Source organism: Pseudomonas abieticivorans (genome assembly GCF_023509015.1).
Taxonomy (GTDB): Bacteria; Pseudomonadota; Gammaproteobacteria; order Pseudomonadales; family Pseudomonadaceae; genus Aquipseudomonas; species Aquipseudomonas abieticivorans.
In genome coordinates this window covers 4,931,998-4,953,117 of the sequence record NZ_CP094975.1, presented here as the reverse complement: position 1 = coordinate 4,953,117, position 21,120 = coordinate 4,931,998, and the positions used below count along the sequence as shown (strand labels likewise).

The window sequence follows — 21,120 nt, the reverse complement described above, 5'->3', positions numbered from 1 at the left end:
AGCGTTGAAATGAGTGCCGAAGACAAACGTATACGCGAATTCGCTTATCAGATCTGGGAGTCTGAAGGCAAACCGGAAGGCCATGAAGACCGCCATTGGGAAATGGCGAGCAAACTGGCCGAAGCCGAAGCCTTGGCCCCCAGCAAATCCGCCAAGGGCAAAGCTACCGCTGCCAAGCCCAAGGCCAAGCCGGCGGCTGCCGAAGCCGCGCAACCAGTCCCCAGCAAGCCTGCGCCCAAGCCTGCGGCAAAACCGGTCGCCGCCAAGCCTGCCGCCGCCCCTAAGCCGGTGAAACCCGCAGCGACCAAACCAGTGGCCGAGAAAAAACCCAAGCCTGCGGCCAAAAAGCCACCCGCCAGCTGACCCTTTCCCCCTCTCACGCTCGGGCCTGACGCCGCTTAACCGGCAGCGTCAGCCACCCGACAAAACCTTCGTCTTCATCGATGAGGGACGGTTGCGCCCGGCGTTCAGCCGGTTGGCAGTCAATCAACCTTTACCCAATGCCTTTGAAAACATCGCGCAAGGATTTCCCCATGGCCCGCCAAAAGACCACCACGCCCCCACCCGCTGCCGAACCGACACGTATACGCGAGGGCCTGCCCTTCCCCCTGGGTGCCACGTGGGATGGGCTTGGCGTCAACTTCGCGCTGTTCTCCGCCAACGCCACCAAGGTCGAACTGTGCCTGTTCGACGCCAGCGGCGAGAACGAACTGGAACGCATCGAGTTGCCGGAGTACACCGACGAGATCTTCCACGGCTACCTGCCCGACGCCCACCCCGGGCTGACTTACGGCTACCGTGTGTATGGCCCGTACGATCCGGAGAATGGCCACCGCTTCAACCACAACAAGCTGCTGATCGACCCCTACGCCAAGCAAATGGTCGGCGAGCTGAAATGGTCCGAAGCGCTGTTCGGCTACACCATCGGCCACCCCGACGGCGACCTCAGCTTTGACGAGCGCGACAGCGCGCCCTTCGTGCCCAAGTGCAAGGTGATCGACCCGGCCTATACCTGGGGCCGCGACCAGCGCGTCAACGTGCCGTGGGACAAGACCATTTTCTATGAGACCCACGTGCGTGGCATCAGCATGCGCCACCCTTCGGTACCTGAAGATGTGCGCGGCACCTTCGCAGGCCTGATGGTGCCGGACGTGGTCGAGCACATTCGCAAGCTGGGCGTGACCTCCATCGAGTTGCTGCCCATCCATGGCTTCGTCAACGACCAGCACCTGCTGCAAAAAGGCCTGAACAACTACTGGGGCTACAACTCCCTGACCTTTTTCGCGCCGCACCCGCGCTACTTGGCCAATGGCAAGGTGGCCGAGTTCAAGGAGATGGTCGCGCACCTGCACGACGCCGGCCTGGAAGTGATCCTGGACGTGGTCTACAACCACACCGCCGAAGGCAACGAGCAAGGCCCGACCTTGAGCATGCGTGGCATCGACAATGCCTCCTACTACCGGCTGATGCCCGACAACAAGCGCTTTTACATCAACGATTCCGGCACTGGCAATACCCTGGACCTGAGCCACCCCTGCGTGCTGCAGATGGTCACCGACTCCTTGCGCTACTGGGCCACCGAGATGCACGTGGACGGCTTCCGCTTTGACCTGGCGACTATCCTGGGCCGCTACCATGAAGGCTTCGACGAGCGTCACAGCTTCCTGGTGGCATGCCGCCAAGACCCGGTGCTGCGCCAGGTCAAACTGATTGCCGAGCCCTGGGACTGCGGCCCGGGCGGCTACCAGGTGGGCGGGTTCGCGCCGGGCTGGGCCGAATGGAACGATCGCTTTCGCGACACCGTGCGGGCTTTCTGGAAGGGTGACGACGGCCAGTTGGCCGACTTCGCCGGGCGCATGACCGCCTCCGGCGAGCTGTTCAACCAGCGTGGCCGCAGGCCCTATACCTCGGTCAACTTCATCACCGCCCACGACGGCTTTACCCTCAAGGACTTGGTGTCGTACAACGACAAGCACAACGAAGACAACGACGAGAACAACCAGGACGGCAGCAACAACAATATCTCTTGGAACCACGGCGTCGAAGGCCCCACCGACGACCCGGAGATCAACGCACTGCGCTATCGGCAGATGCGTAACTTTTTCGCCACCCTGCTGTTCGCCCAAGGCACGCCGATGATCGTCGCCGGCGACGAGTTCGCCCGCACCCAGCATGGCAACAACAACGCCTACTGCCAGGACAGCGAGATCGGTTGGATCAACTGGGACCTGGACGAGGAAGGCAAAAGCCTGCAGCGTTTTGTACGTCGCCTGATCAAGCTGCGCATGAGCTATCCGATCCTGCGCCGCAACCGCTTTTTGGTGGGCACCTACAACGAAGACATTGGCGTGAAGGACGTCACCTGGCTGGCACCCGACGGCAGCGAAATGACCACCGAGCAATGGCAGGACGGCAACGGCCGGTGCCTGGGGATGGTTTTGGACGGCCGCGCCCAGCCTAGCGGCATCCGTAAACCGGGTGCCGACGCAACCTTGCTGCTGATCGTCAACGCGCACCATGACGTGGTCAATTTTGTGCTGCCGGAAGTGCCCGAGGGCGAATTTTGGAATTGCCTGGTGGACACTAATCGCCCAGACCTGCGCAGTCATGAACGGCTGGACTTTGGCAGCGACTTCCTGGTGACCGGGCGTTCGCTGCTGTTGTTTGAGTTGCATCGCGAAGTGGAAGAGTAAGGCCTCATCGCCTGATTCGCGGATAAATCCGCTCCTACAGGGTAGGAGCGGATTTATCCGCGAAAACACCCCACGCCGAAGGAACCGCGCACCCTCCACGCCAGTCCCAACTAACACAGGCATTCACCCTAAGGAGCCCCCGTGACCGCCACCCGCGCAGGTCAACCGGTACCGCCGCCGGACTGCCCCACCGACGTTCACCGCCTGCGCGTGCTGACCGTCAACACCCACAAGGGCTTCACCGCCTTCAACCGTCGTTTCATCCTGCCCGAATTGCGCGAGGCCGTGCGCAGCACCCGCGCCGACCTGGTGTTTTTACAGGAGGTGCTTGGCGAGCACGAGCGCCACCGCCAACCGCCACCACAACTGGCCGGAAATGTCCCAGTACGAGTTTCTGGCCGACAGCATGTGGTCCGACTACGCTTACGGGCGCAATGCGGTCTACCCGGACGGCCACCACGGCAACGCGCTGCTGTCCAAATACCCGATCCTGCACTACCGCAACCTCGATGTCTCGATCACCGGCCCCGAGCGCCGCGGGCTGTTGCACTGCATCTTGCAAGTCCCCGGGCATGCCGAGGTGCATGCGATCTGCGTACACCTGTCGCTGCTCGAAACCCACCGCCAGCAGCAACTGGCGTTGCTGCGCCAATTGCTCGACTCACTGGACCCCAACGCCCCCGTGATCATCGCCGGCGACTTCAACGATTGGCAACTGCGCGGCAACACCACCCTGACCCAGGCGCGCGACCTGCACGAAGCGTTTGAACAGCACCATGGGCGGCTGGCCAAGACCTACCCGGCACGCTTCCCGCTATTGCGGTTGGACCGCGTGTACCTGCGCAACGCTACCAGTCACGAGCCAAAAATCCTCAGCCACAAACCGTGGACACACCTTTCCGATCACCTGCCGCTGGCCGTGGAAGTGCACTTGTAGAACCGTTTCGAAATAGCCGGGCGGGCGCATAGACCCCGCTCAGCTATCAAGCACGGCAAACGTTACCAATTCAATGGGTTAAATCCCCCAATAACCCGCCTTCGGGAAAGTTCCATTTCCTTGACGCAACCCCTCCTCTCTCCTTAGCTACAACTAACACAACACATAATAAATCACCGAACCAAGCCTCTGGCCCGCGCCTTTCAGCGCGTCTCGCACGTTTGAGTTCGCGGGCCCGGCTGCCCGTGTGCGACGCACACGACAGCCTCCTCGCCCGGCGCACAACACAGGAGAACCGTCATGAAAATGACCTCGGCACTGGGCCTTGAGTACTTTTTCTACGCGGTTTCCACGTCGATGCTGCTGGCAACCTCGCTGGAAACCCTGGCCTTTGATCTGAACGATTACCTGCCCACTACGCCAGCCTCGGCTGCCTTGGCCGAAAACCGCGCAAGCACACCCGGCACCTTCTGGAGCCAGCGTGACAGCCAGGGCTGGCACGTCGACGCCAGCGCCAGTGGCGCCCAGTTGCAAGGGGTGGGTAAAAGCAGCGACGGCAACCTGGTACAGGTCAGTGGCCAGGTATTGACACTGTCATTGCAGGGTGGCATTCCGTTCGACCTGTCCCAGCATTGGACCTTCGAACCCCAGGCCCAGTTGATCAACCAGCAGTTCCTGCCCGGCACCCCCGGTGAAAATAGCTCGCCACAGTCCATCGATGCGCAATCGAGTTGGTCTGGCCGGGTGGGCGCGAAATTGTCCGGGCGCTACGAAGTCAACGGCCTGCCGTTCGAGTCCTTTGTGCGCACCAGCCTGCTGTACAACCTGACCGGCAGCAACAACATCAACCTGGACCAGGTCGACAAAATCAGCAGCAGCCGCAACTCCCCCACCGTGGAAGTCGGCCTGGGCCTGGTGGCGAAGCTGACGTCCACCGTCAGCATGTTCGTAAGCGCCGACTACAGCAGCCCGGCCGATCAGAATGACTTGAACGGGCTGGTGGCGGACCTAGGCGTGCGGATGCGCTGGTGAGCGGCCGGCAGGCCGCTATCCAGCGGCAGGCGGTTATTTCACCGGCCGCAAGATCAGCACCGCCAACGGCGGCAGGTTCAAGGACAGCGACAATGGCTGCCCATGGCTGGGAAGCTGCTCGGTGGCCACGCCACCGCCATTGCCATAGTTGGAGCCGGCATAACTTTCCGCATCGCTATTGAGCACTTCCTCCCAACGCTCGGCAAACGGCACGCCAATGCGGTAGCCCTCGCGTGGCACCGGGGTGAAGTTGGCCACCACCAACAGCGGCTCGCCGTCGCGGCTCCAACGCAGCCAGGCGAACACGCTGTTGACCGCATCGTCACCGATCAGCCACTGGAAGCCCTGCGGCAGGCAGTCCTGCTGGTGCAGGGCTGGCTCTTCGCGGTACAGGCGGTTGAGGTCACCGACCAGTTTTTGCACGCCCAAGTGCTCGCCGTATTTGAGCAGGTACCAGTCCAGTTCAGTGTCGTGGTTCCATTCGCGCCACTGGCCGAATTCGCAGCCCATGAACAGCAGTTTCTTGCCTGGGTGCGCCCACATGAAGGTCAGGTAGGCGCGCAGGTTGGCGAATTTCTGCCAGCGGTCGCCGGGCATCTTGTCGATCAGCGAATGCTTGCCGTGCACCACCTCGTCGTGGGAGATCGGCAGGATGAAATGCTCGGAGTAGGCATAAATCAGCCCGAAGCTCATTTCGTTGTGATGATGGGCGCGGTGGATCGGGTCATTCTGGATGTAGTGCAGCGTGTCGTGCATCCAGCCCATGTTCCACTTGTAGTTGAAGCCCAGGCCGCCCTGTTGAGTGGGCTGGCTCACGCCGGGCCAGGCGGTGGACTCTTCGGCGATCACCAGGGCACCAGGCGCCTCGATCGCGACCACGTCGTTGAGGTGGCGCAGGAAATCAATGGCTTCCAGGTTCTCCCGCCCACCGTGGCGGTTGGGGATCCACTCGCCGGCCTTGCGCGAGTAATCGCGGTAAAGCATCGAGGCCACGGCGTCCACCCGCAAGCCATCAATATGGAAATGCTTGAGCCAGTGCAGCGCCGAGGCCAGCATGAAACCGTGCACCTCGGTGCGGCCCAGGTTGTAGATCAGCGTGTCCCAGTCCTGGTGGAAGCCCTCCAGCGGGTTGTCGTATTCGTACAGCGCGGTGCCGTCGAAACGGGCCAGGCCGTGGGTGTCGGTCGGAAAATGCGCGGGCACCCAGTCCAGGATCACGCCGATGCCGGCCTGGTGGCAGGCGTCGATAAACTGGGCAAAGTCTTGCGGCGAGCCATAGCGGGCCGACGGCGCGAATTGCGACAACGGCTGATAGCCCCACGAACCACCAAAGGGGTGTTCCATGATCGGCATCAGTTCGATGTGGGTGAAGCCCAACTGCTGAATGTAGGGGATCAAGCGATCGCTCAATTCCTGCCAGCTGTAAGGCCGTACCACGCCCTCTTCATTGACCTCGCACTGCCAGGATCCGGCGTGTAGTTCATAGATCGACAGCGGCGCGTCGGTGCCATGGCGGGCCGTTCGGCTGTCCATCCAGGCGCCGTCGTTCCAGTGATGGTACAGCGGCTGGGCCACTTTCGAGGCGGTCGAAGGCGGTAGCTCCGTGGCCAGCGCCACCGGGTCGGCCTTGAGCGGCAGGATGCCGTCCTGGCCAAGGATTTCGTATTTGTACGACTCGCCCGGCTGCAGGCGCGGCACGAACACCTCCCACACGCCGCTGGGTTGGCGCAAGCGCATGGGGTGGCGACGGCCGTCCCATACGTTGAAGTCACCCACCACCGACACCCGTCGGGCATTGGGCGCCCAGACCGCGAAGCGCACGCCCTGCACGCCGTCCACTTCCACGCACTGCGCGCCCAGGGCGCTGCTCAGGTCACGGTGGTTACCTTCGGCGAACAGGTAGATGTCCATCTCGCCGAGCAAGGGGCCGAAGCTGTAGGGGTCTTCGCTGACCTGCTCGCCGCCCGCCCATTGCACCTGCAGCACATACGGGCACCACTGCGCAAACTGACCCACAAAAAAACCGGGGGTCTCCAGTTGTTCCAACGTACCCAGGTATTCGCCCGAATCCTTGGCCAATACGTTCACGCTCAGCGCATTGGGCAAATAGGCACGAATATACTGACCACCTGCACCATCGGCGTGCGGGCCCAGTACCGAAAACGGATCATGGTGCTCGGCGCGAACCAGCGCGTCGATATCAGCCTTTGGCGGGACTTTCCCACGCTGGCCTTTTTCCTTGTGCGCACTCATTACTACTCTCCCCTGGTACTCAATAACCCGAATAAGCCATGCAAAGGCACGGCCAGCCAGCTCGGGCGATTTTCGGCTTCATAAGCAATCTCGTAAGCGGCCTTCTCCAGGCTGAACAACTCCAGTGCCGCGCGCTCGCCATCGGCGTCGTGCCAGGCATGGGGCAGGCTGGCCGTGGCCAGGCCATAGGCCTCGATAAACGCGTGTCGTGCCTCATGCAGGTAGCGTTTGGCCACCCGCTGGCGGGCTTGCTGGGCGTCCACCGAGACGTCCACGCTCTGCGCATTGCGCAATGCCATGGCCGCAGCGTAGTCGAAGGAGCGCAGCACGCCGCTGACATCCTTGTAGGGGCTGTACTTGCCACGCCGCTCTTCAAGGGGCCGGGCCGGCTCACCTTCGAAATCGATCAGGTAGGCATCGCCCTGCACCACCAGCACCTGGCCCAGGTGCAGGTCGCCATGCACGCGCATCACCAGCCCGCCCACCGCCTGCTTGCTCAGTTTGTCGACGTGGGCCAACAGTGACTTGCGCTGCTTGAGCAGGTCATCGACCAGGCCTTGGTCCTCGCCGTCCAGTTCCGGCCTGCGCTGTTCCAACAACTGCAGGGCACGCACGACCTGGGCGCTGACGCTATGGCTCCAGTCCTTGGCATGCTGCTTGTTGCTGGGGCTGGCCTGAAAGTCAGCGTTGTCGGTGGGTGCAGCCAGCACCTGGTGCATTTCGCCCAGGCGCTGGCCCAGCAACCCGGCGAAATCGGCCAGTTCGCCCAAGGCGTTGTAGTGCTGGGCCTGTTCGCTGTGGGCCACTGCCATTTCATCGCGGATGGCCCGCTCCAGGTTGTTCTGGGTCCAGGCCCAGGCGTCGCCCTGGTTGTTCAGGTAGCCTTGGGCAATCATCAGCAGGTTGGGCGTGCCATCGGCCTGCACGCGGCTTACCGAGCCCAACAACGGCGAGATATTGGCGTAGCCGGCGGCCGTCAGGTAGGCGCCCATCTCCAGTTCCGGGTGGATACCCGCATTGACCCGGCGAATCATCTTCAGCACCAGGCTGCCGCCCACCACCACCGAGCTGTTGGATTGCTCGGCCGACAGGTACCGGATCTCCGAACTTTCGTTCAGGCCCAGGCCTGCCAGCGCGGGGGCCGGCTCAAAGCGCACATCCCCCTCCTCGCAAGGCAATACGGTGCCCACCTGCATGCCATTGATCACCGCATGGATAAAGCTTTCGAGCACGAACGCATCGGTAATCAGCCCCACCTGGCGGCCGCGACGCACCCGCGACAAGGCCAATTGTTGCGGCAACGCGCTGGTCAACTGGTCTTCACCCAGAAACCCGAAGGGGAATTGGTAGCGCGCGGTCTGCCCGCCGCCCACCACTTCGATCTCGCTGAGCAGCACCGGCACGGCGGGCGTACCAAAGCGCACGCCATAGGCGATACGCACCGAATCGATGCCTGCGTCCTTGCCGGCAAACCAGCGACGCTTGGGCAAATATTGCGGCAACGCGGTAGTTTCCAGGGCGCTGCGCGACGGATCTTCGAGTAATTCTTCCATACGTTTTTTCAACACCAGGGTGGTGAAGTCCGGTAGTGGCTGGGCGGGTTCGACGTGCCAACTGGGCATCTGATTCTCTGCGGCCAGCAAGAACCAGTAGAAACCATAAGGCGGCAGCGTGAGCAGGAAGTTCAACTGGCCGATGGGCGGGAATGCACTGCCGCCAAGCATTTCCACCGGCACCATGCCGGCGTACTGCGCAAGGTCCAGCTCCGCCGCCTGGGCTGCACGCGACACGTTGGCCACGCACAGGATCAGCTCGGTCTTGCCGTCGGCGCCAGTGTATTCACGTATATAGGCCAGAATGCGCCGATTGCTGGGCGACAGCATTTTCAAGGTGCCGCGGCCAAAGGCCTTTTGCTGCTTGCGCACGGCCAGCAGGCGACGGTTCCAGTTGAGCAACGAATGCGGGTCGTTGGCCTGGGTCTCGACGTTCACTGACTGGTAGCCGTACAACGGGTCCATGATCGGCGGCAATACCAGGCTGGCAGGGTCAGCGCGCGAGAACCCGCCGTTGCGGTCGATGGACCACTGCATCGGCGTGCGCACGCCATCGCGGTCACCCAGGTAAATGTTGTCGCCCATGCCGATTTCGTCGCCGTAATACAGGGTCGGCGTACCGGGCATGGACAGCAGCAGGCTGTTGAGCAGCTCGATGCGCCGCCGGTCACGCTCCAGCAACGGGGCCAGGCGTCGACGAATCCCCAGGTTGATCCGCGCGCGGCGGTCGGCGGCGTAGTAGTTCCACAGGTAGTCACGCTCGCGGTCGGTGACCATTTCCAGGGTCAGTTCATCGTGGTTGCGCAAGAAGATCGCCCACTGGCAATTGGCGGGAATCTCCGGGGTCTGACGCAGTATGTCGGTGATTGGAAAGCGATCTTCCTGGGCCAAGGCCATGTACATGCGCGGCATCAAGGGGAAGTGGAAGGCCATGTGACATTCATCGCCATTGGCGCCGTGCACGTCACCAAAATACAACTGGGTGTCTTCCGGCCACTGGTTGGCTTCGGCCAACAGCATGCGGTCGGGGTAGTTGGCGTCGATTTCGGCGCGGATCTGCTTGAGCACCTGATGGGTTTCGGGCAGGTTTTCGTTGTTGGTACCGTCACGCTCGATCAGGTAGGGGATGGCGTCCAGGCGCAGGCCGTCGATGCCCATGTCCAGCCAATAGCGCATCACCCCGATCACTGCCTTCATCACCTGCGGGTTGTCGAAGTTCAGGTCCGGCTGGTGGGAATAGAAGCGGTGCCAGAAGTATTGGCCGGCCACCGGGTCCCAGGTCCAGTTGGACTTTTCGGTGTCCAGGAAGATGATCCGCGTGCCGTCATATTTTTGGTCAGTGTCGGACCACACGTAGAAATCCCGCGCCTTGGAGCCGGCCTTGGCCCGCCGTGCCCGCTGGAACCAGGGATGCTGGTCGGAGGTGTGGTTGATCACCAACTCGGTGATCACCCGCAGGCCCCGGCTGTGGGCTTCGGTGATGAAGCGCTTGGCGTCGGCCATGGTGCCGTAGTCGCTGTGCACCGCCTTGTACTCGGCAATGTCGTAGCCGTCGTCGCGACGCGGCGAGGGGTAGAACGGCAGCAACCAGATGGTGTTCACGCCCAGGTCGGCGATGTAGTCGAGCTTGGCGATCAGGCCGGCAAAGTCTCCGATACCGTCGTTGTTGGAGTCGAAAAACGACTTCACGTGCACTTGGTAGATCACCGCATCCTTGTACCAGAGCGGGTCGTCGATAAATGCGGCAGAACGATGTTTACGGGCCATCGGGCGCTCCCTGTCTTAGACTGCCTTGCCAAAACGCCAGATACCGAACGGCAGGTGGCCGGGGTCGATGCGCATCCATTGGGTCTTGCCGTACCAGGTCCAGCGGTGCCCGGTCATCAAGTCTTCGCCGCTGCTGGCGGCGTTGTCGTCCAGGCCCAGCTCCCACAGCGGCAACTCGAAATTGGCCTCTTGCACGTTATGCGGGTCCAGGTTGACCGCCACCAAGATAAAGTTGCCTTTGTCTGCCGTGCGTTTGCCGAAGTACAGGATGTTGTCGTTGAAAGCTTGGTAGAACTCAATGCCCAAATGGGTTTGCAGCGCCGGGTTCAGGCGGCGGATGCGGTTGAGCTGGGCGATCTCGGCGATGATGTTGCCGGGGGCGGTAAAGTCCCGTACGCGAATCTCGTATTTTTCCGAGTCCAGGTACTCCTCTTTGCCGGGGATGGGCGCTGACTCGCACAGTTCGAAGCCCGAATACATGCCCCACAGGCCCGAGCCCATGGTGGCCAGTGCCGCACGAATCAGAAAGCCCGCGCGGCCCGACTCATGTAAAAAACCCGGGTTGATGTCGGGCGTGTTGACGAAGAAATTTGGCCGGTAACAGTGCGACCACGGCGGCTGGTTCAGCTCGCTGAAATACTCGGTCAGTTCGGCCTTGGTGTTGCGCCAGGTGAAATAGGTGTAGCTCTGGGAGTAACCCACCTTGCCCAGGCGCGCCATCATCGCAGGCTTGGTGAAGGCTTCGGCCAGGAACATCACGTCGGGGTACTGGCTGCGGATGTCCTCGATCAACCACTGCCAGAACGGCAGCGGCTTGGTGTGCGGGTTGTCGACACGGAAGATCTTCACGCCCTCTTCCACCCAGCCCAGCACAACGTCACGCAAGGCCAGCCACAAGCTGGGCACCGCGTCGGCGGCGTAGAAATCGACGTTGACAATGTCCTGGTATTTTTTCGGCGGGTTTTCGGCGTAGCGGATGGTGCCGTCTGGGCGCCAGCTGAACCAGCCCGGGTGCTCTTTGAGCCAGGGGTGGTCCTGGGAGCACTGGATGGCGAAGTCCAGGGCGATTTCCAGGCCATGGTCGGCGGCGGCGGCGACCAAAGCACGGAAGTCTTCACGGCTGCCCAGCTGCGGGTGGATGGCCTCGTGGCCACCGTCCTCGCTGCCGATGGCATAGGGGCTGCCGGGATCGTTAGGGCCGGCTTCCAGGGAATTGTTGCGGCCCTTGCGGAAACTGCGGCCAATGGGGTGGATGGGTGGGAAGTACAGCACGTCGAAGCCCATGTCGCGGATCATCGGCAAGCGCCCGTGCACATCATTGAACGTGCCGTGGCGGGCCGGGTCGTCGGTGATCGAGCGCGGGAACAGCTCATACCAACTGGCAAACTGGGCGCGCTCGCGCTCCACCTCCACGGGAAATTCGTGACTGCGGCTCAGGTAGGCACGGTAGTCGGCCAAGCTCATCAAGGCGGCAGTGTCGCGTTGCAGCATCAGCGCCACCTGGGAATCCTGATCGTGGCCTTGGAATTGGTCATGCAGACGCTGGAGTTGCCGGCGTAAAGCCTCGTCGCCGTGCTCGGCGGCCTTGAGCAGGTGACGGCGACCCTCCTCCAGCTCCAGCCCGATGGGCACGCCGGCAGCGAATTTTTTCTCCAACTCATAGCGGTAGGTAGCGAACTGGTCGATCCAGGCCTCGATACTGTACACATGGCGGCCCACATCACCGATGCTGAAGCTGGCTTGCCAGCTGTCGTTGCCCAACTCCTGCATATGGGTGCTGTGCCAACTGTCCGAGCCCACGGCGCGCCAGCGCAGCACGACGGCAAGCTTGTCATGGCCATCGGCGTAGACCTTACTGGTGACTGTCAGGCTTTGGCCGACGATCGCCTTCACCGCAAACAGCCCACCTTCGATCACAGGCTGAGTGCTCTCGATCACGATACGGGGCAACAGCAATGCCTGGGACAGGCTCAGGGCATGTTCCGACTGCTCGTCACGGGTGGCCGTCTGGCCGGCTTCAAACGGTTCATCAGCTGTCATCGAGCATCGCTCCTTACGCCCTATGGACGCTCATGTGCGGGGGTATTCGCTTAAGTTCCGAGCCTAGGCACGCGATAAAAGTTCACGCTAATTTCCTCGCTCGCCCGGCCGCCCGCCCACCCCGATACCCCCGCAAAAATTGAATCCCTGAACCCTTTGGGCGGTCATACGCCATGAACGTACTTCTTAAACCGAGCAGAGGTAGCCGCCATGAACATTCCGATCCCCGCCGAAACGCCCGATCCGAACATCGACGACCCGATCCTGCCGCCGCCCGACCCCGAGCTTCCTGATGAGCTACCGGTCAAACCCACGATGCCGCCCACCATCGGCGACCCACCCAGCGAAGCGCCTCCCGAAAAGCTTTGAAAGGCCAATTGGCGATAGACCAGATGTCAGCATAGATGCGTCTGGAATAAGCGTGACCGGCGAGTCGAATATTTTTTTACGGCTTGTCGGGATCGTCCTCAGGGCTTTCGAAGCGCTGCACGATCAACGGCATTACTGCCAGCACCAAAAGCGCCAGAAACGTGCTGAGCAAGGCCGTGGCTTCACGCCCCATGCCTGCCGCCACCCCGATGGCAGCGGTCATCCACAGCCCGGCGGCCGTGGTCAGGCCTTTGACGTGATGGGTATCTTGCCCGCTGCCTTTGAGAATGGTGCCAGCCCCCAGAAAACCAATACCCGCCACCACCCCTTGCACCACCCGGCTGATGGCCGCCTCATCAGCCCCCGCCATTTGTGGCACCAGCACAAACAGCGCCGCCCCCATCGACACCAGCATGTGCGTACGCACCCCGGCCGCCTTGCCCTTGTGCTCGCGCTCAAAGCCCAGGATGCCGCCCAGGATGGCTGCCATCAGCAATCGCACGAACACGCGGGTGAGCTGGCTGGCATCGGTGATGTCGGCGAACTCGGCAACCAGGGCAAGCCAGACTTCGTGCAGCCATGGGTTCATGGAGTGGTGTCCGCTGCAAGTGGGTTTACCGTTGACCTCGCCGCAATGGCAAAAGTCCGTGTAGGAGCGGATTGATCCGCGAAAAACGCGACGCGGTGTGCCGGGTTTATCGCGGCGTGCTTTTCGCGGATCAATCTGCTCCTGAACGGACCTTACGGACCACTGATCCCCTCCCCCGAACGATCCCCGCGCCAGCGCCTCGAACCCATAGGTCCCACAAAAAGGAGTACACGCCATGCCTGTGGAAATCGACACCGCCACCCAGCACTGCACGCTGATCGCCGATCGACGCCGCTTCAGCGGCTCGGCAAAGGATGTGCATATCGTTACCGATGAAAACTTGCGCATGTCCGTTGCGATTCTGGACGAAAATCGCGTGCCCATCACCGAACACGAGGCCGACGCCCTGACCGTGGCCGGGGCGTTTGACGGGCGTAAGCACTTGAAGGAGACGTCGGACGGCTCGGTGATTTGATTTAAAGGGCGTTCGACAGGTCCAGGTCTTCCAGGGCCATGGGCCTGGCAAAGTAGTAGCCCTGGGCTTGGCCGGCGCCCATTTCGCGCAGCACTTCCAGGGTTTGGGCGTTTTCTACGCCTTCGGCCACCACCGGCAAGCCCAGGGAGTCGGCCATGCGCACGATGGCGCGGACGATCGCGCGGCTGCGGCTGCTTTCGGTGAGTTCGAGGATGAACGATTTGTCGATCTTCAGGCCGCTGAAGTGGTACTGGTGCACGTAGCTCAACGACGAGAAGCCTGCGCCAAAGTCGTCCAGTACCACGCTCATGCCGCTGTCGGCCAATTGCTGCATGGTTTGCCGGGCGCGTTCGGGATCGGCCACCAGCCCCCCTTCGGTGAGTTCCAGGCACAGCCGCGACGGCGCCACGCCATGCTTGTGGAGCAATTGCAGCACCTCGCTGGCGAATTCCGGGCGGGTAATACTGTAGCTGGAGCAGTTCACGTGCACCGGTGGCCAGCCCCTATAGGCCGGGCGGGCGAGTATCTCGGCGATGCGCTTGAGCATGTACAAGTCCAACCGACCGATCAGTCGCAAGCCTTCCAGGGCCGGCAGGAACGCGCCCGGGGCGATCACCCGGCCATCGGGCTGACGCCAGCGGATCAAGGCTTCCAGCGCAGTGACCTGGCCACTGGCGACGTCGATGATCGGCTGGAAGTACGGCACCAACTCGTCGTCGCGTTTCAGCGCATTGCGCAACGCCCCTTCGCGCTCCATCTGGTCGGTGACTTCGCGGCGCACGGCCTGGTTGTACACCGCGTAGCTGTCGCGACCGCCGTTCTTGACGCGATACATGGCCGTGTCGGCATCACGCAGCAGGTCGGCAGGCTCGTTGTGGAATTGGCCGTCGGCACTGACGATGCCGATGCTGCAGGATGAAAACACGGCGTGGCCGTCGATGTGGAACGGCAGGTCGAAGGCGGCGAGGATGCGTTGGGCAATGTCCACCGCCGCTTGCAGCGGTGCCTGGGGTGCCATGATGGCGAACTCGTCGCCGCCCAGTCGGGCCAGCAAATCGCCCTCGCGCAAACAGCCGCCCAGGCGACTGGCGGCCTGGGTCAACAACAGGTCGCCGAAGTGGTGGCCCAGGCTGTCGTTGACGATCTTGAAACGATCCAGGTCAATGAACATCACCACCAGCGGCCTGCCGTCGGCGCAATAGTCGGCCCAGGCCTGGGCCAGCCGACGCTGCAATTGGCTGCGATTGGGCAAGCCGGTCAACGAGTCGTGGGTGTTTTCGTGCTGCAACTTGGCGTTGGCGTAGTCCAGTTCGCGGGTACGGCTTTGGACGCGCGCCTCAAGCTTGAGGTTGGCCGCTTGCACCGCCTCCGCCGCGCTGCGCCGCGACAGCGCAGTGTCGATGTGGCGGGACACGAAGGTCAGCAGCTCCTGATCGCGGCGCGAATAACGGACCATCGGCGAATAGCTTTGCACCACCAGCACGCCACGCACTTGGCCCTCGTCAAACAGCGGGATGCCCAGCCAGGACTGCGAGCGGATGGGTTCGCGGCTGTCGGCGATTTCGCCACTTTGCATCAGGCGCGTGGCGTCGTCGTAATCGATCAGGCAGGCGCGGCGTTGGCGAATGATATATTCGGTGAGGCCGCGCTGGCCCCGTCGCGGCGGCGGGCACGCGGTACGCTGCTCATCGACGTAGTACGGGAAAGTCACCTCGTCGGTAGCCAGGTCGAACAAGGCGATGTAGAAGTTACGCGCAAACAGCAACTCGCCGACAATGCCGTGCAAGCTATGGAACAGTTCGGCCATGTCCCCGGGTTGGCTGGACAGTTCGGCGATCTGGAACAGCGCGCTGTGCAGGTGCTCGGCCCGCTCGCGGTCCAGCACCTCCTGGCGCAATGCCGCGTTGAGCCGCGACAGCTCCTGGGTGCGACGAGCTACGGTGGCCTCCAAGTCCGCCCGATGCAGCAGGCGATCCAAGGCCATGGCGACATGGCGCGCCACCACCAGGAACAGTTCACGGTCTTCGCCGCTGTAGATGCGCGACTCTTCGTACACCTGCATCGCCAGCATGCCGAAGACTTCATCGGAGGCATTCTTGAGCGGCGCGCCCATCCAGAACTCCGGCTGGTGCCCCACGCAATGAAAACGACCCTGCTCGTGAGCCCGCCGAATGCCCGCCGCGTCCACCAGCAACGGCTGGGCGGTGGTCAATACCCAACCGGTGAGGGACAGGTGCTCGGAGTCGAGAAACTCATAGGTCTCGGCCTCCATGGCGTCGACGTCGATGATGTCGACGTAATAGGGGTAATGGATCTTGCCGGTGCTGGCGTCGTACAACGCCAGGTAAAAGTTTTCGGCATCGATCAAGGTGGCCAGCAGGTGATGCACGCCTTCCAGGAAGGTGGCGCGATCGTTGGTGGAGCTTGCCAGGTAGGTGATTTCATACAGCACGCGCTGAATCAGTTGCGCACGGGCCAGAAGACCTTCGAGTGATGGCTCGCCGTCCGCCTTGCGGCTATCCTTGAGTGACACCGCTTGATCAGGCTGATGTGGAAAATTCAACTGACGCTCCATAGTCAAAAACCGTTGCCGCACTGCCACGATCTGGCAATATGCCACGTATATATCGGCGCCCACGCCGCTGGCAATAGGGTTGATACGAGGTCTGGCACTGCGCCGCAATATCAGCTCGATCAAGACCGACCAACGGTCTGAGTTTGGGAAGCGTGCGGTTATCGGACGCCAGCCTTGAAACCCCCGTTGACACGGGTCGAAAACTGCTGATAAATATGGACTATCCGGTTAGTTTTGCTCGACTCACTGGCAGATTGACATAACGCACTTGCTTAATAATAAAAACAACGGAGACACCAATGGATAGCCACGCATCCGCCGGGCCCCAAGATTCGAACCAGACGAAAAAAGCAACCGCCAGTGGCTGGATAGGCTCGGCGCTGGAGTACTATGACTTTTTCATCTACGCCCAAGCCGCAGCACTGATTTTCCCACAAATCTTCTTCCCGTCCACCGACCCCAAGATCGCCATCGTCGCCTCGCTCGCCACCTATGGCGTGGGCTACATCGCGCGGCCTATCGGTGCGTTCGTCCTTGGCCACTGGGGTGACACCCGCGGTCGTAAAAACGTGTTGCTGCTGTGCATGTTCATGATGGGCTTTGCCACCATGGCCGTCGGCCTGTTGCCTACCTACCACCAGGTCGGCCTGTGGGCACCTGCCATGCTGGTAGTGCTGCGCCTGATCCAGGGCTTTGCGGTAGCCGGTGAAATCTCGGGGGCCAGTTCCATGATCATGGAGCATGCGCCCTTTGGACGAAGGGGCTATTACGCCAGCTTCACCTTGCAGGGCGTACAGGCTGGCCAGATCTTCGCTGCGGCGATCTTCCTGCCACTGGCCTACTTCATGCCTGACGAGATGTTCAACGCCTGGGGCTGGCGGATCCCGTTCCTGCTCAGTGCCGTCGTGCTGATCGCAGGCTACATCATCCGTAAGGAAGTCAAGGAAACCCCGGCGTTCGTGGCCGAAGGCAAAACCAGTGAAGTGCCGAAGTCGCCAATCAGCGAAGCGTTCAGCAACAGCTGGCGCAACATGTGCCTGGTGATGTGCATGGCCCTGATGAACGTGATCCCGGTCGTGGCCACCATCTTCGGTGCCGCCTACGCGGTGCAGCCGGCCTACGGCATTGGCTTCTCCAAGAGCGTTTACCTGTGGATCCCAGTCGTGGGCAACATCGTCGCGGTGTTGATCATTCCGTTCGTGGGCAACCTCTCGGACAAGATCGGCCGTCGCCCAATGATCATGGGCGGCGCCATCGGTTCCGGCTTGCTGGCCTTTGGTTACCTGTATGCGATCAGCATCTCCAACGTGCCCTTGGCCTTTGGCATGTCGATCTTGATGTGGGGCATGGTCTACCAGGGCTACAACGCGATCTTCCCAAGCTTCTACCCGGAACTGTTCGAAACTCGCTATCGCGTCTCGGCCATGGCCATTGCGCAGAACGTCGGCACCATGATTACCGCGCTGTTGCCTGCCCTGTTCGCCGCCGTGGCGCCACCGGGTTCGGCCAACATCCCGATGACCGTAGGCGCCATTGCCTTCGCCATCACCCTGATCTCGGCGCTGGCAGCCTACGCGGCCAAGGAAACCTACCGGATCCCGATGGAAGAGCTGGGCAAGAAGGACGCCAAGCCGCTCAACGAATCTGATTACCACCAGATGCGTACGCAGGCGGCCAAGGTCTAGGGTCAGCAGGTAGACATGAAAAAGGCGCCTTGGGGCGCCTTTTTTTATGCTTTGGGTGGCCGAGTCAGGAACTGTTGGACCGGGGGCCTTTTCGCAAGCAAGCTTGCTCCCACAGCTTGTTTCTACAGCTTGTTCCTACAGCTTGTTCCCACAGCTTGTTCCCACAGCTTGTTCCCACAGCTTGTTCCCACAGCTTGTTCCTACAGCCCCCTCTCGCGCCGAGTGAGTGACAGGGGTGTACGCCCTACCGCCCACCACTCAAGTCAATAAACGTCCCAGTAGCGTAGCTCGCCTTATCTGACAGCAGCCAGACAATCCCCTCAGCCACCTCTTCAGCCTGCCCGCCACGCCCCATCGGCACGCCGCTCTCCATCTTGCTGACCCGTTGCGGGTCACCGCTCAGGGCGTGGAAGTCAGTGTGGATAAGGCCTGGACGCACGCCGTTGACGCGGATGCCTTCGCCGGCCACTTCCTTGGCCAAACCCTGGGTGAACGTGTCTATCGCGCCCTTGGACGCGGCGTAGTCAACGTATTCGAAGGGCGAGCCCAATACCGCCGCGCGGGAGGACACGTTGACGATGCTGCCGCCCTGCCCGCCATGGCGCGTGGACATGCGCAACACGGCGTGCTTGGCGCACAGGATGGGGCCCACCACATTGCTCTTCATGATGCTCAGCAGGCGGAACTCGGACATCTCGTCGACCCGTGACTTGTGCCCCACGGTGCCGGCGTTGTTGACCAGCGCGGTGAGCGGGCCCAACTCCTCGTCGACCTGGCGGAACAGGCGCACCACTTCGTCCTCGATGCTGACGTCGGCGCGCACGGCAATCGCCTCGGCGCCCAGCGCACGCAGCGCTTGAAGGGTATGCTGCGCCGCAGCCTCGTCGGATTGGTAGTTGATGCAGATGCGGTAACCCTGCTGGGCCGCAAGTTTTGCCGTGGCAGCACCAATACCGCGGGTGCCGCCGGTGATGAGGATGACTTTGTTCATGTAAACCATTGCCCTCGCGTTGAAGATTGAATCAGGCGCGCTTGGCCTCGGCAGCCTGGATATCGATCATGAACCGTTCGGCCGGCAACGGATGCCCCAGCAGGTACCCCTGCAAGGAATCGCAGCCCAGCTGGGTCAGGAAGTTTTGCTGATTATCGGTTTCCACCCCCTCGGCGACAATGCGCAACCCCAGGGCTTGGCCCAAGGCGACGATGGCCGAGACGATCGCCGCGTCGTCGCTGTCCTGCTCCAGGTCGCGGACGAAACCGCGGTCGATCTTGAGCTCATTGGCCGGCAAGCGCTTGAGGTACATCAAGCTTGAGTAACCGGTGCCAAAGTCATCGATGGACAGGTCCACGCCCATGTCCGAGAGCTTCTGCAACACCGTCATGCTCGCATCGGCGTCATTCATGGCGGTGGTTTCGGTGATTTCCAGGGTCAGGTTGTTGGCCGACAAATGATGCGCGGCCAGGGCACTGGAGACGCTGTCCACCAGGCCCGCATGGCAGAACTGCAGCGCCGACAGGTTGACCGCGATACGCCAGTGCCCGTAGCCCTGCAACGACCACAGGCGCATCTGCCGGCAGGCTTCGTCGAGCACCCAGTCGCCGATGCTGATGATCAGCCCGGTCTTCTCTGCAAGGTCTATGAACTTGTCCGGCGCCAGCAGGCCCATCTCCGGGTGTTGCCAGCGCAGCAGCGCCTCGGCCCCGACCGGTTGCCCGCTGCTGGCATCGAACTTGGGCTGGTAATGCAGGCGCAGCTCGCCACGTTGGCGGGCCACGCGCAAGTCCTGCAACAACTGCAATTGCTTGCGCGCGTTGGTGTTCATGGAGCCGTCGAAAAAGCTGTAGCCGTTTTTGCCCGCGCTCTTGGCGTGGTACATCGCGGCGTCGGCATTCATCAACAGCTCGGCCGCGTCTTCGCCATTGCCGGGGTACAACACGATACCGATGCTCGCGGAAATCTGCAGGCTTTGCTCGGCCACGCTGAACGGCTGGGAGATCAGATTGACCTGGTTGGCCGCCACGCTCGGCGCGTCATTGGGCTCCTCCAGGCGCACCAGCAACACGAACTCGTCACCGCCAATGCGCGCCAGAGTGTCCTGGCCGGGCAGGCTTTTGCGCAGGCGCTCGGCCACGGCGCGCAGCAACTGGTCGCCCATATGGTGCCCGAAGGCATCGTTGACCGGCTTGAAGCCGTCCAGGTCGATGAACATCAATGCAAAACAGCCGCCCTTCTGTTCGACTTTCTGGATCGCCTGGCCAATCCGGTCGGCCAGCAGCACGCGGTTGGGCAAGCCGGTCAGGTTGTCGTGCAACGCCAACTGGGTCAGCTCGCGGTTGGCCAGGGTCAAGGAGTTGGCCAGCTCTGCGGTGCGCGCCTCCAGGCGGGCGTCCAGGATCGACGTCAGCAAGGTGATGCCGAGCACCGCCAGGCTTGTGATCAACACCAGGTAGTCCAGGCCCTTGCCGGTCAGGCCATTACCGGCCGCGCCGCAGAAGCTGCCCTCGGGAAAGCTGGCGGCGGCCATGCCGGTGTAGTGCATGCCGGTGATCGCGATGCCCATGATCACCGCCGCGCCGGCCCGGGCCAGGCGCACGTTGGGTTGGGCATGGCGCAGGCGGAAGGCAATATACAGTGCCGCCGCCGAAGCCCCCACGGCAATGATCAGCGAATCCAGGAACAGCACCGGGTGGTAGTCGATGCCTGGCTCCATGCGCATCGCGGCCATGCCGGTGTAGTGCATGCCGGCGATCCCGGCGCCCATGATCAGCGACCCCAGGCATAGCTGCAGCAGCGGCAGGCTGGGCTGGCTGACCAGCCACAGGGCAAAGCCTGAAGACAGGATCGCGATCAGCAGCGACAACAGCGTGATCGTCAGGTCATAACCCAGATCGATTGGCAGGCTGAAGGCCAGCATGCCGATAAAATGCATCGACCAGACGCCGACACCCATCGACAACGCGCCGCCGATCATCCACAAGGTGACCGCGCGGCCGCGCGCCGTGGCGATGCGCCCAACCAGATCCAAGGCCGTGTAAGAGGCCAGAATCGCCACGCACAGGGAGATCACAACTAAAAAGGGGGAGTAGGTACCAATCAGCATCGAGGTGCTCGCGAACAGGCCATAACGGCGTCCATGCCCTGTGAATAGCGG

General features: G+C 62.1%; 13 protein-coding genes and 1 pseudogene. 7 read left to right on the top strand and 7 right to left on the bottom strand.

The window, feature by feature from the left end; genetic code table 11:
- Positions 1–9 precede the first annotated feature (9 nt).
- From L9B60_RS22605 to L9B60_RS22590, 4 genes and pseudogenes are all read left to right on the top strand, one after another.
- Positions 10–363 carry a DUF2934 domain-containing protein gene (locus L9B60_RS22605; protein ID WP_249673201.1) on the top strand — a complete coding sequence of 118 codons (354 nt, stop codon included), beginning with the start codon at positions 10–12 and terminating at the stop codon, positions 361–363.
- Between the two features lie 170 nt (positions 364–533).
- On the top strand, positions 534–2,693 hold the full coding sequence (glgX, locus tag L9B60_RS22600) for a glycogen debranching protein GlgX (RefSeq protein WP_249673200.1): 2,160 nt from the start codon (positions 534–536) through the stop codon (positions 2,691–2,693).
- A 141-nt stretch (positions 2,694–2,834) separates the two neighbouring features.
- Positions 2,835–3,630, top strand: a pseudogene (locus L9B60_RS22595) (endonuclease/exonuclease/phosphatase family protein).
- A gap of 300 nt (positions 3,631–3,930) precedes the next feature.
- Positions 3,931–4,662, top strand: coding sequence for an autotransporter domain-containing protein (locus L9B60_RS22590; protein ID WP_249673199.1), 732 nt, complete (start codon positions 3,931–3,933; stop codon positions 4,660–4,662).
- A gap of 33 nt (positions 4,663–4,695) precedes the next feature.
- Here the strand turns inward: L9B60_RS22590 and glgB are convergent, their stop codons facing one another.
- From glgB to L9B60_RS22575, 3 genes are read right to left on the bottom strand one after another with little or no spacing between them, the layout of a single operon-like run.
- The gene (glgB, locus tag L9B60_RS22585; RefSeq protein ID WP_249673198.1) at positions 4,696–6,915 is read right to left on the bottom strand and encodes a 1,4-alpha-glucan branching protein GlgB; all 2,220 of its coding nucleotides are present in this window, start codon (positions 6,913–6,915) and stop codon (positions 4,696–4,698) included.
- A 2-nt stretch (positions 6,916–6,917) separates the two neighbouring features.
- Positions 6,918–10,235, bottom strand: a complete 3,318-nt coding sequence (treS, locus tag L9B60_RS22580) for a maltose alpha-D-glucosyltransferase (protein WP_249673197.1) — start codon at positions 10,233–10,235, stop codon at positions 6,918–6,920.
- Positions 10,236–10,250: 15 nt separating this feature from the next.
- On the bottom strand, positions 10,251–12,275 hold the full coding sequence (locus tag L9B60_RS22575) for an alpha-1,4-glucan--maltose-1-phosphate maltosyltransferase (protein WP_249673196.1): 2,025 nt from the start codon (positions 12,273–12,275) through the stop codon (positions 10,251–10,253).
- Between the two features lie 210 nt (positions 12,276–12,485).
- On the opposite strand from L9B60_RS22575, the gene L9B60_RS22570 reads away from it, so the two are divergent.
- Complete coding sequence (locus tag L9B60_RS22570) at positions 12,486–12,644, top strand: hypothetical protein (protein ID WP_249673195.1); 159 nt, start codon at positions 12,486–12,488, stop codon at positions 12,642–12,644.
- Positions 12,645–12,720: 76 nt separating this feature from the next.
- On the opposite strand, the gene L9B60_RS22565 is transcribed toward L9B60_RS22570, so the two are convergent.
- Positions 12,721–13,233, bottom strand: coding sequence for an MgtC/SapB family protein (locus tag L9B60_RS22565; RefSeq protein WP_249673194.1), 513 nt, complete (start codon positions 13,231–13,233; stop codon positions 12,721–12,723).
- A gap of 235 nt (positions 13,234–13,468) precedes the next feature.
- On the opposite strand from L9B60_RS22565, the gene L9B60_RS22560 reads away from it, so the two are divergent.
- Positions 13,469–13,708, top strand: a complete 240-nt coding sequence (locus tag L9B60_RS22560) for a DUF3203 family protein (protein ID WP_249673193.1) — start codon at positions 13,469–13,471, stop codon at positions 13,706–13,708.
- A 1-nt stretch (position 13,709) separates the two neighbouring features.
- Here the strand turns inward: L9B60_RS22560 and L9B60_RS22555 are convergent, their stop codons facing one another.
- Entirely contained in the window at positions 13,710–16,241 is a 2,532-nt protein-coding gene (locus L9B60_RS22555) for a sensor domain-containing phosphodiesterase (protein ID WP_249679919.1), read from the bottom strand.
- A 341-nt stretch (positions 16,242–16,582) separates the two neighbouring features.
- On the opposite strand from L9B60_RS22555, the gene L9B60_RS22550 reads away from it, so the two are divergent.
- Entirely contained in the window at positions 16,583–17,968 is a 1,386-nt protein-coding gene (locus L9B60_RS22550) for an MFS transporter (protein ID WP_249673192.1), read from the top strand.
- A gap of 244 nt (positions 17,969–18,212) precedes the next feature.
- Here the strand turns inward: L9B60_RS22550 and L9B60_RS22545 are convergent, their stop codons facing one another.
- Together L9B60_RS22545 and L9B60_RS22540 are read right to left on the bottom strand one after the other, a co-directional pair.
- On the bottom strand, positions 18,213–18,959 hold the full coding sequence (locus tag L9B60_RS22545) for an SDR family oxidoreductase (RefSeq protein ID WP_249673191.1): 747 nt from the start codon (positions 18,957–18,959) through the stop codon (positions 18,213–18,215).
- A 31-nt stretch (positions 18,960–18,990) separates the two neighbouring features.
- Positions 18,991–21,069: a putative bifunctional diguanylate cyclase/phosphodiesterase gene (locus L9B60_RS22540; RefSeq protein ID WP_249673190.1), complete on the bottom strand. Its 2,079-nt coding sequence runs from the start codon at positions 21,067–21,069 to the stop codon at positions 18,991–18,993.
- Positions 21,070–21,120: the final 51 nt, after the last annotated feature.

What these genes read in the sequence shown, in the direction of transcription:
- L9B60_RS22605 (WP_249673201.1), top strand. Translation starts at nt 10, where the DNA reads ATGAGTGCCGAAGACAAACGTATACGCGAATTCGCTTATCAGATCTGG.
- glgX (WP_249673200.1), top strand. Translation starts at nt 534, where the DNA reads ATGGCCCGCCAAAAGACCACCACGCCCCCACCCGCTGCCGAACCGACA.
- L9B60_RS22590 (WP_249673199.1), top strand. Translation starts at nt 3,931, where the DNA reads ATGAAAATGACCTCGGCACTGGGCCTTGAGTACTTTTTCTACGCGGTT.
- glgB (WP_249673198.1), bottom strand. Translation starts at nt 6,915, where the DNA reads ATGAGTGCGCACAAGGAAAAAGGCCAGCGTGGGAAAGTCCCGCCAAAG.
- treS (WP_249673197.1), bottom strand. Translation starts at nt 10,235, where the DNA reads ATGGCCCGTAAACATCGTTCTGCCGCATTTATCGACGACCCGCTCTGG.
- L9B60_RS22575 (WP_249673196.1), bottom strand. Translation starts at nt 12,275, where the DNA reads ATGACAGCTGATGAACCGTTTGAAGCCGGCCAGACGGCCACCCGTGAC.
- L9B60_RS22570 (WP_249673195.1), top strand. Translation starts at nt 12,486, where the DNA reads ATGAACATTCCGATCCCCGCCGAAACGCCCGATCCGAACATCGACGAC.
- L9B60_RS22565 (WP_249673194.1), bottom strand. Translation starts at nt 13,233, where the DNA reads ATGAACCCATGGCTGCACGAAGTCTGGCTTGCCCTGGTTGCCGAGTTC.
- L9B60_RS22560 (WP_249673193.1), top strand. Translation starts at nt 13,469, where the DNA reads ATGCCTGTGGAAATCGACACCGCCACCCAGCACTGCACGCTGATCGCC.
- L9B60_RS22550 (WP_249673192.1), top strand. Translation starts at nt 16,583, where the DNA reads ATGGATAGCCACGCATCCGCCGGGCCCCAAGATTCGAACCAGACGAAA.
- L9B60_RS22545 (WP_249673191.1), bottom strand. Translation starts at nt 18,959, where the DNA reads ATGAACAAAGTCATCCTCATCACCGGCGGCACCCGCGGTATTGGTGCT.
- L9B60_RS22540 (WP_249673190.1), bottom strand. Translation starts at nt 21,069, where the DNA reads ATGCTGATTGGTACCTACTCCCCCTTTTTAGTTGTGATCTCCCTGTGC.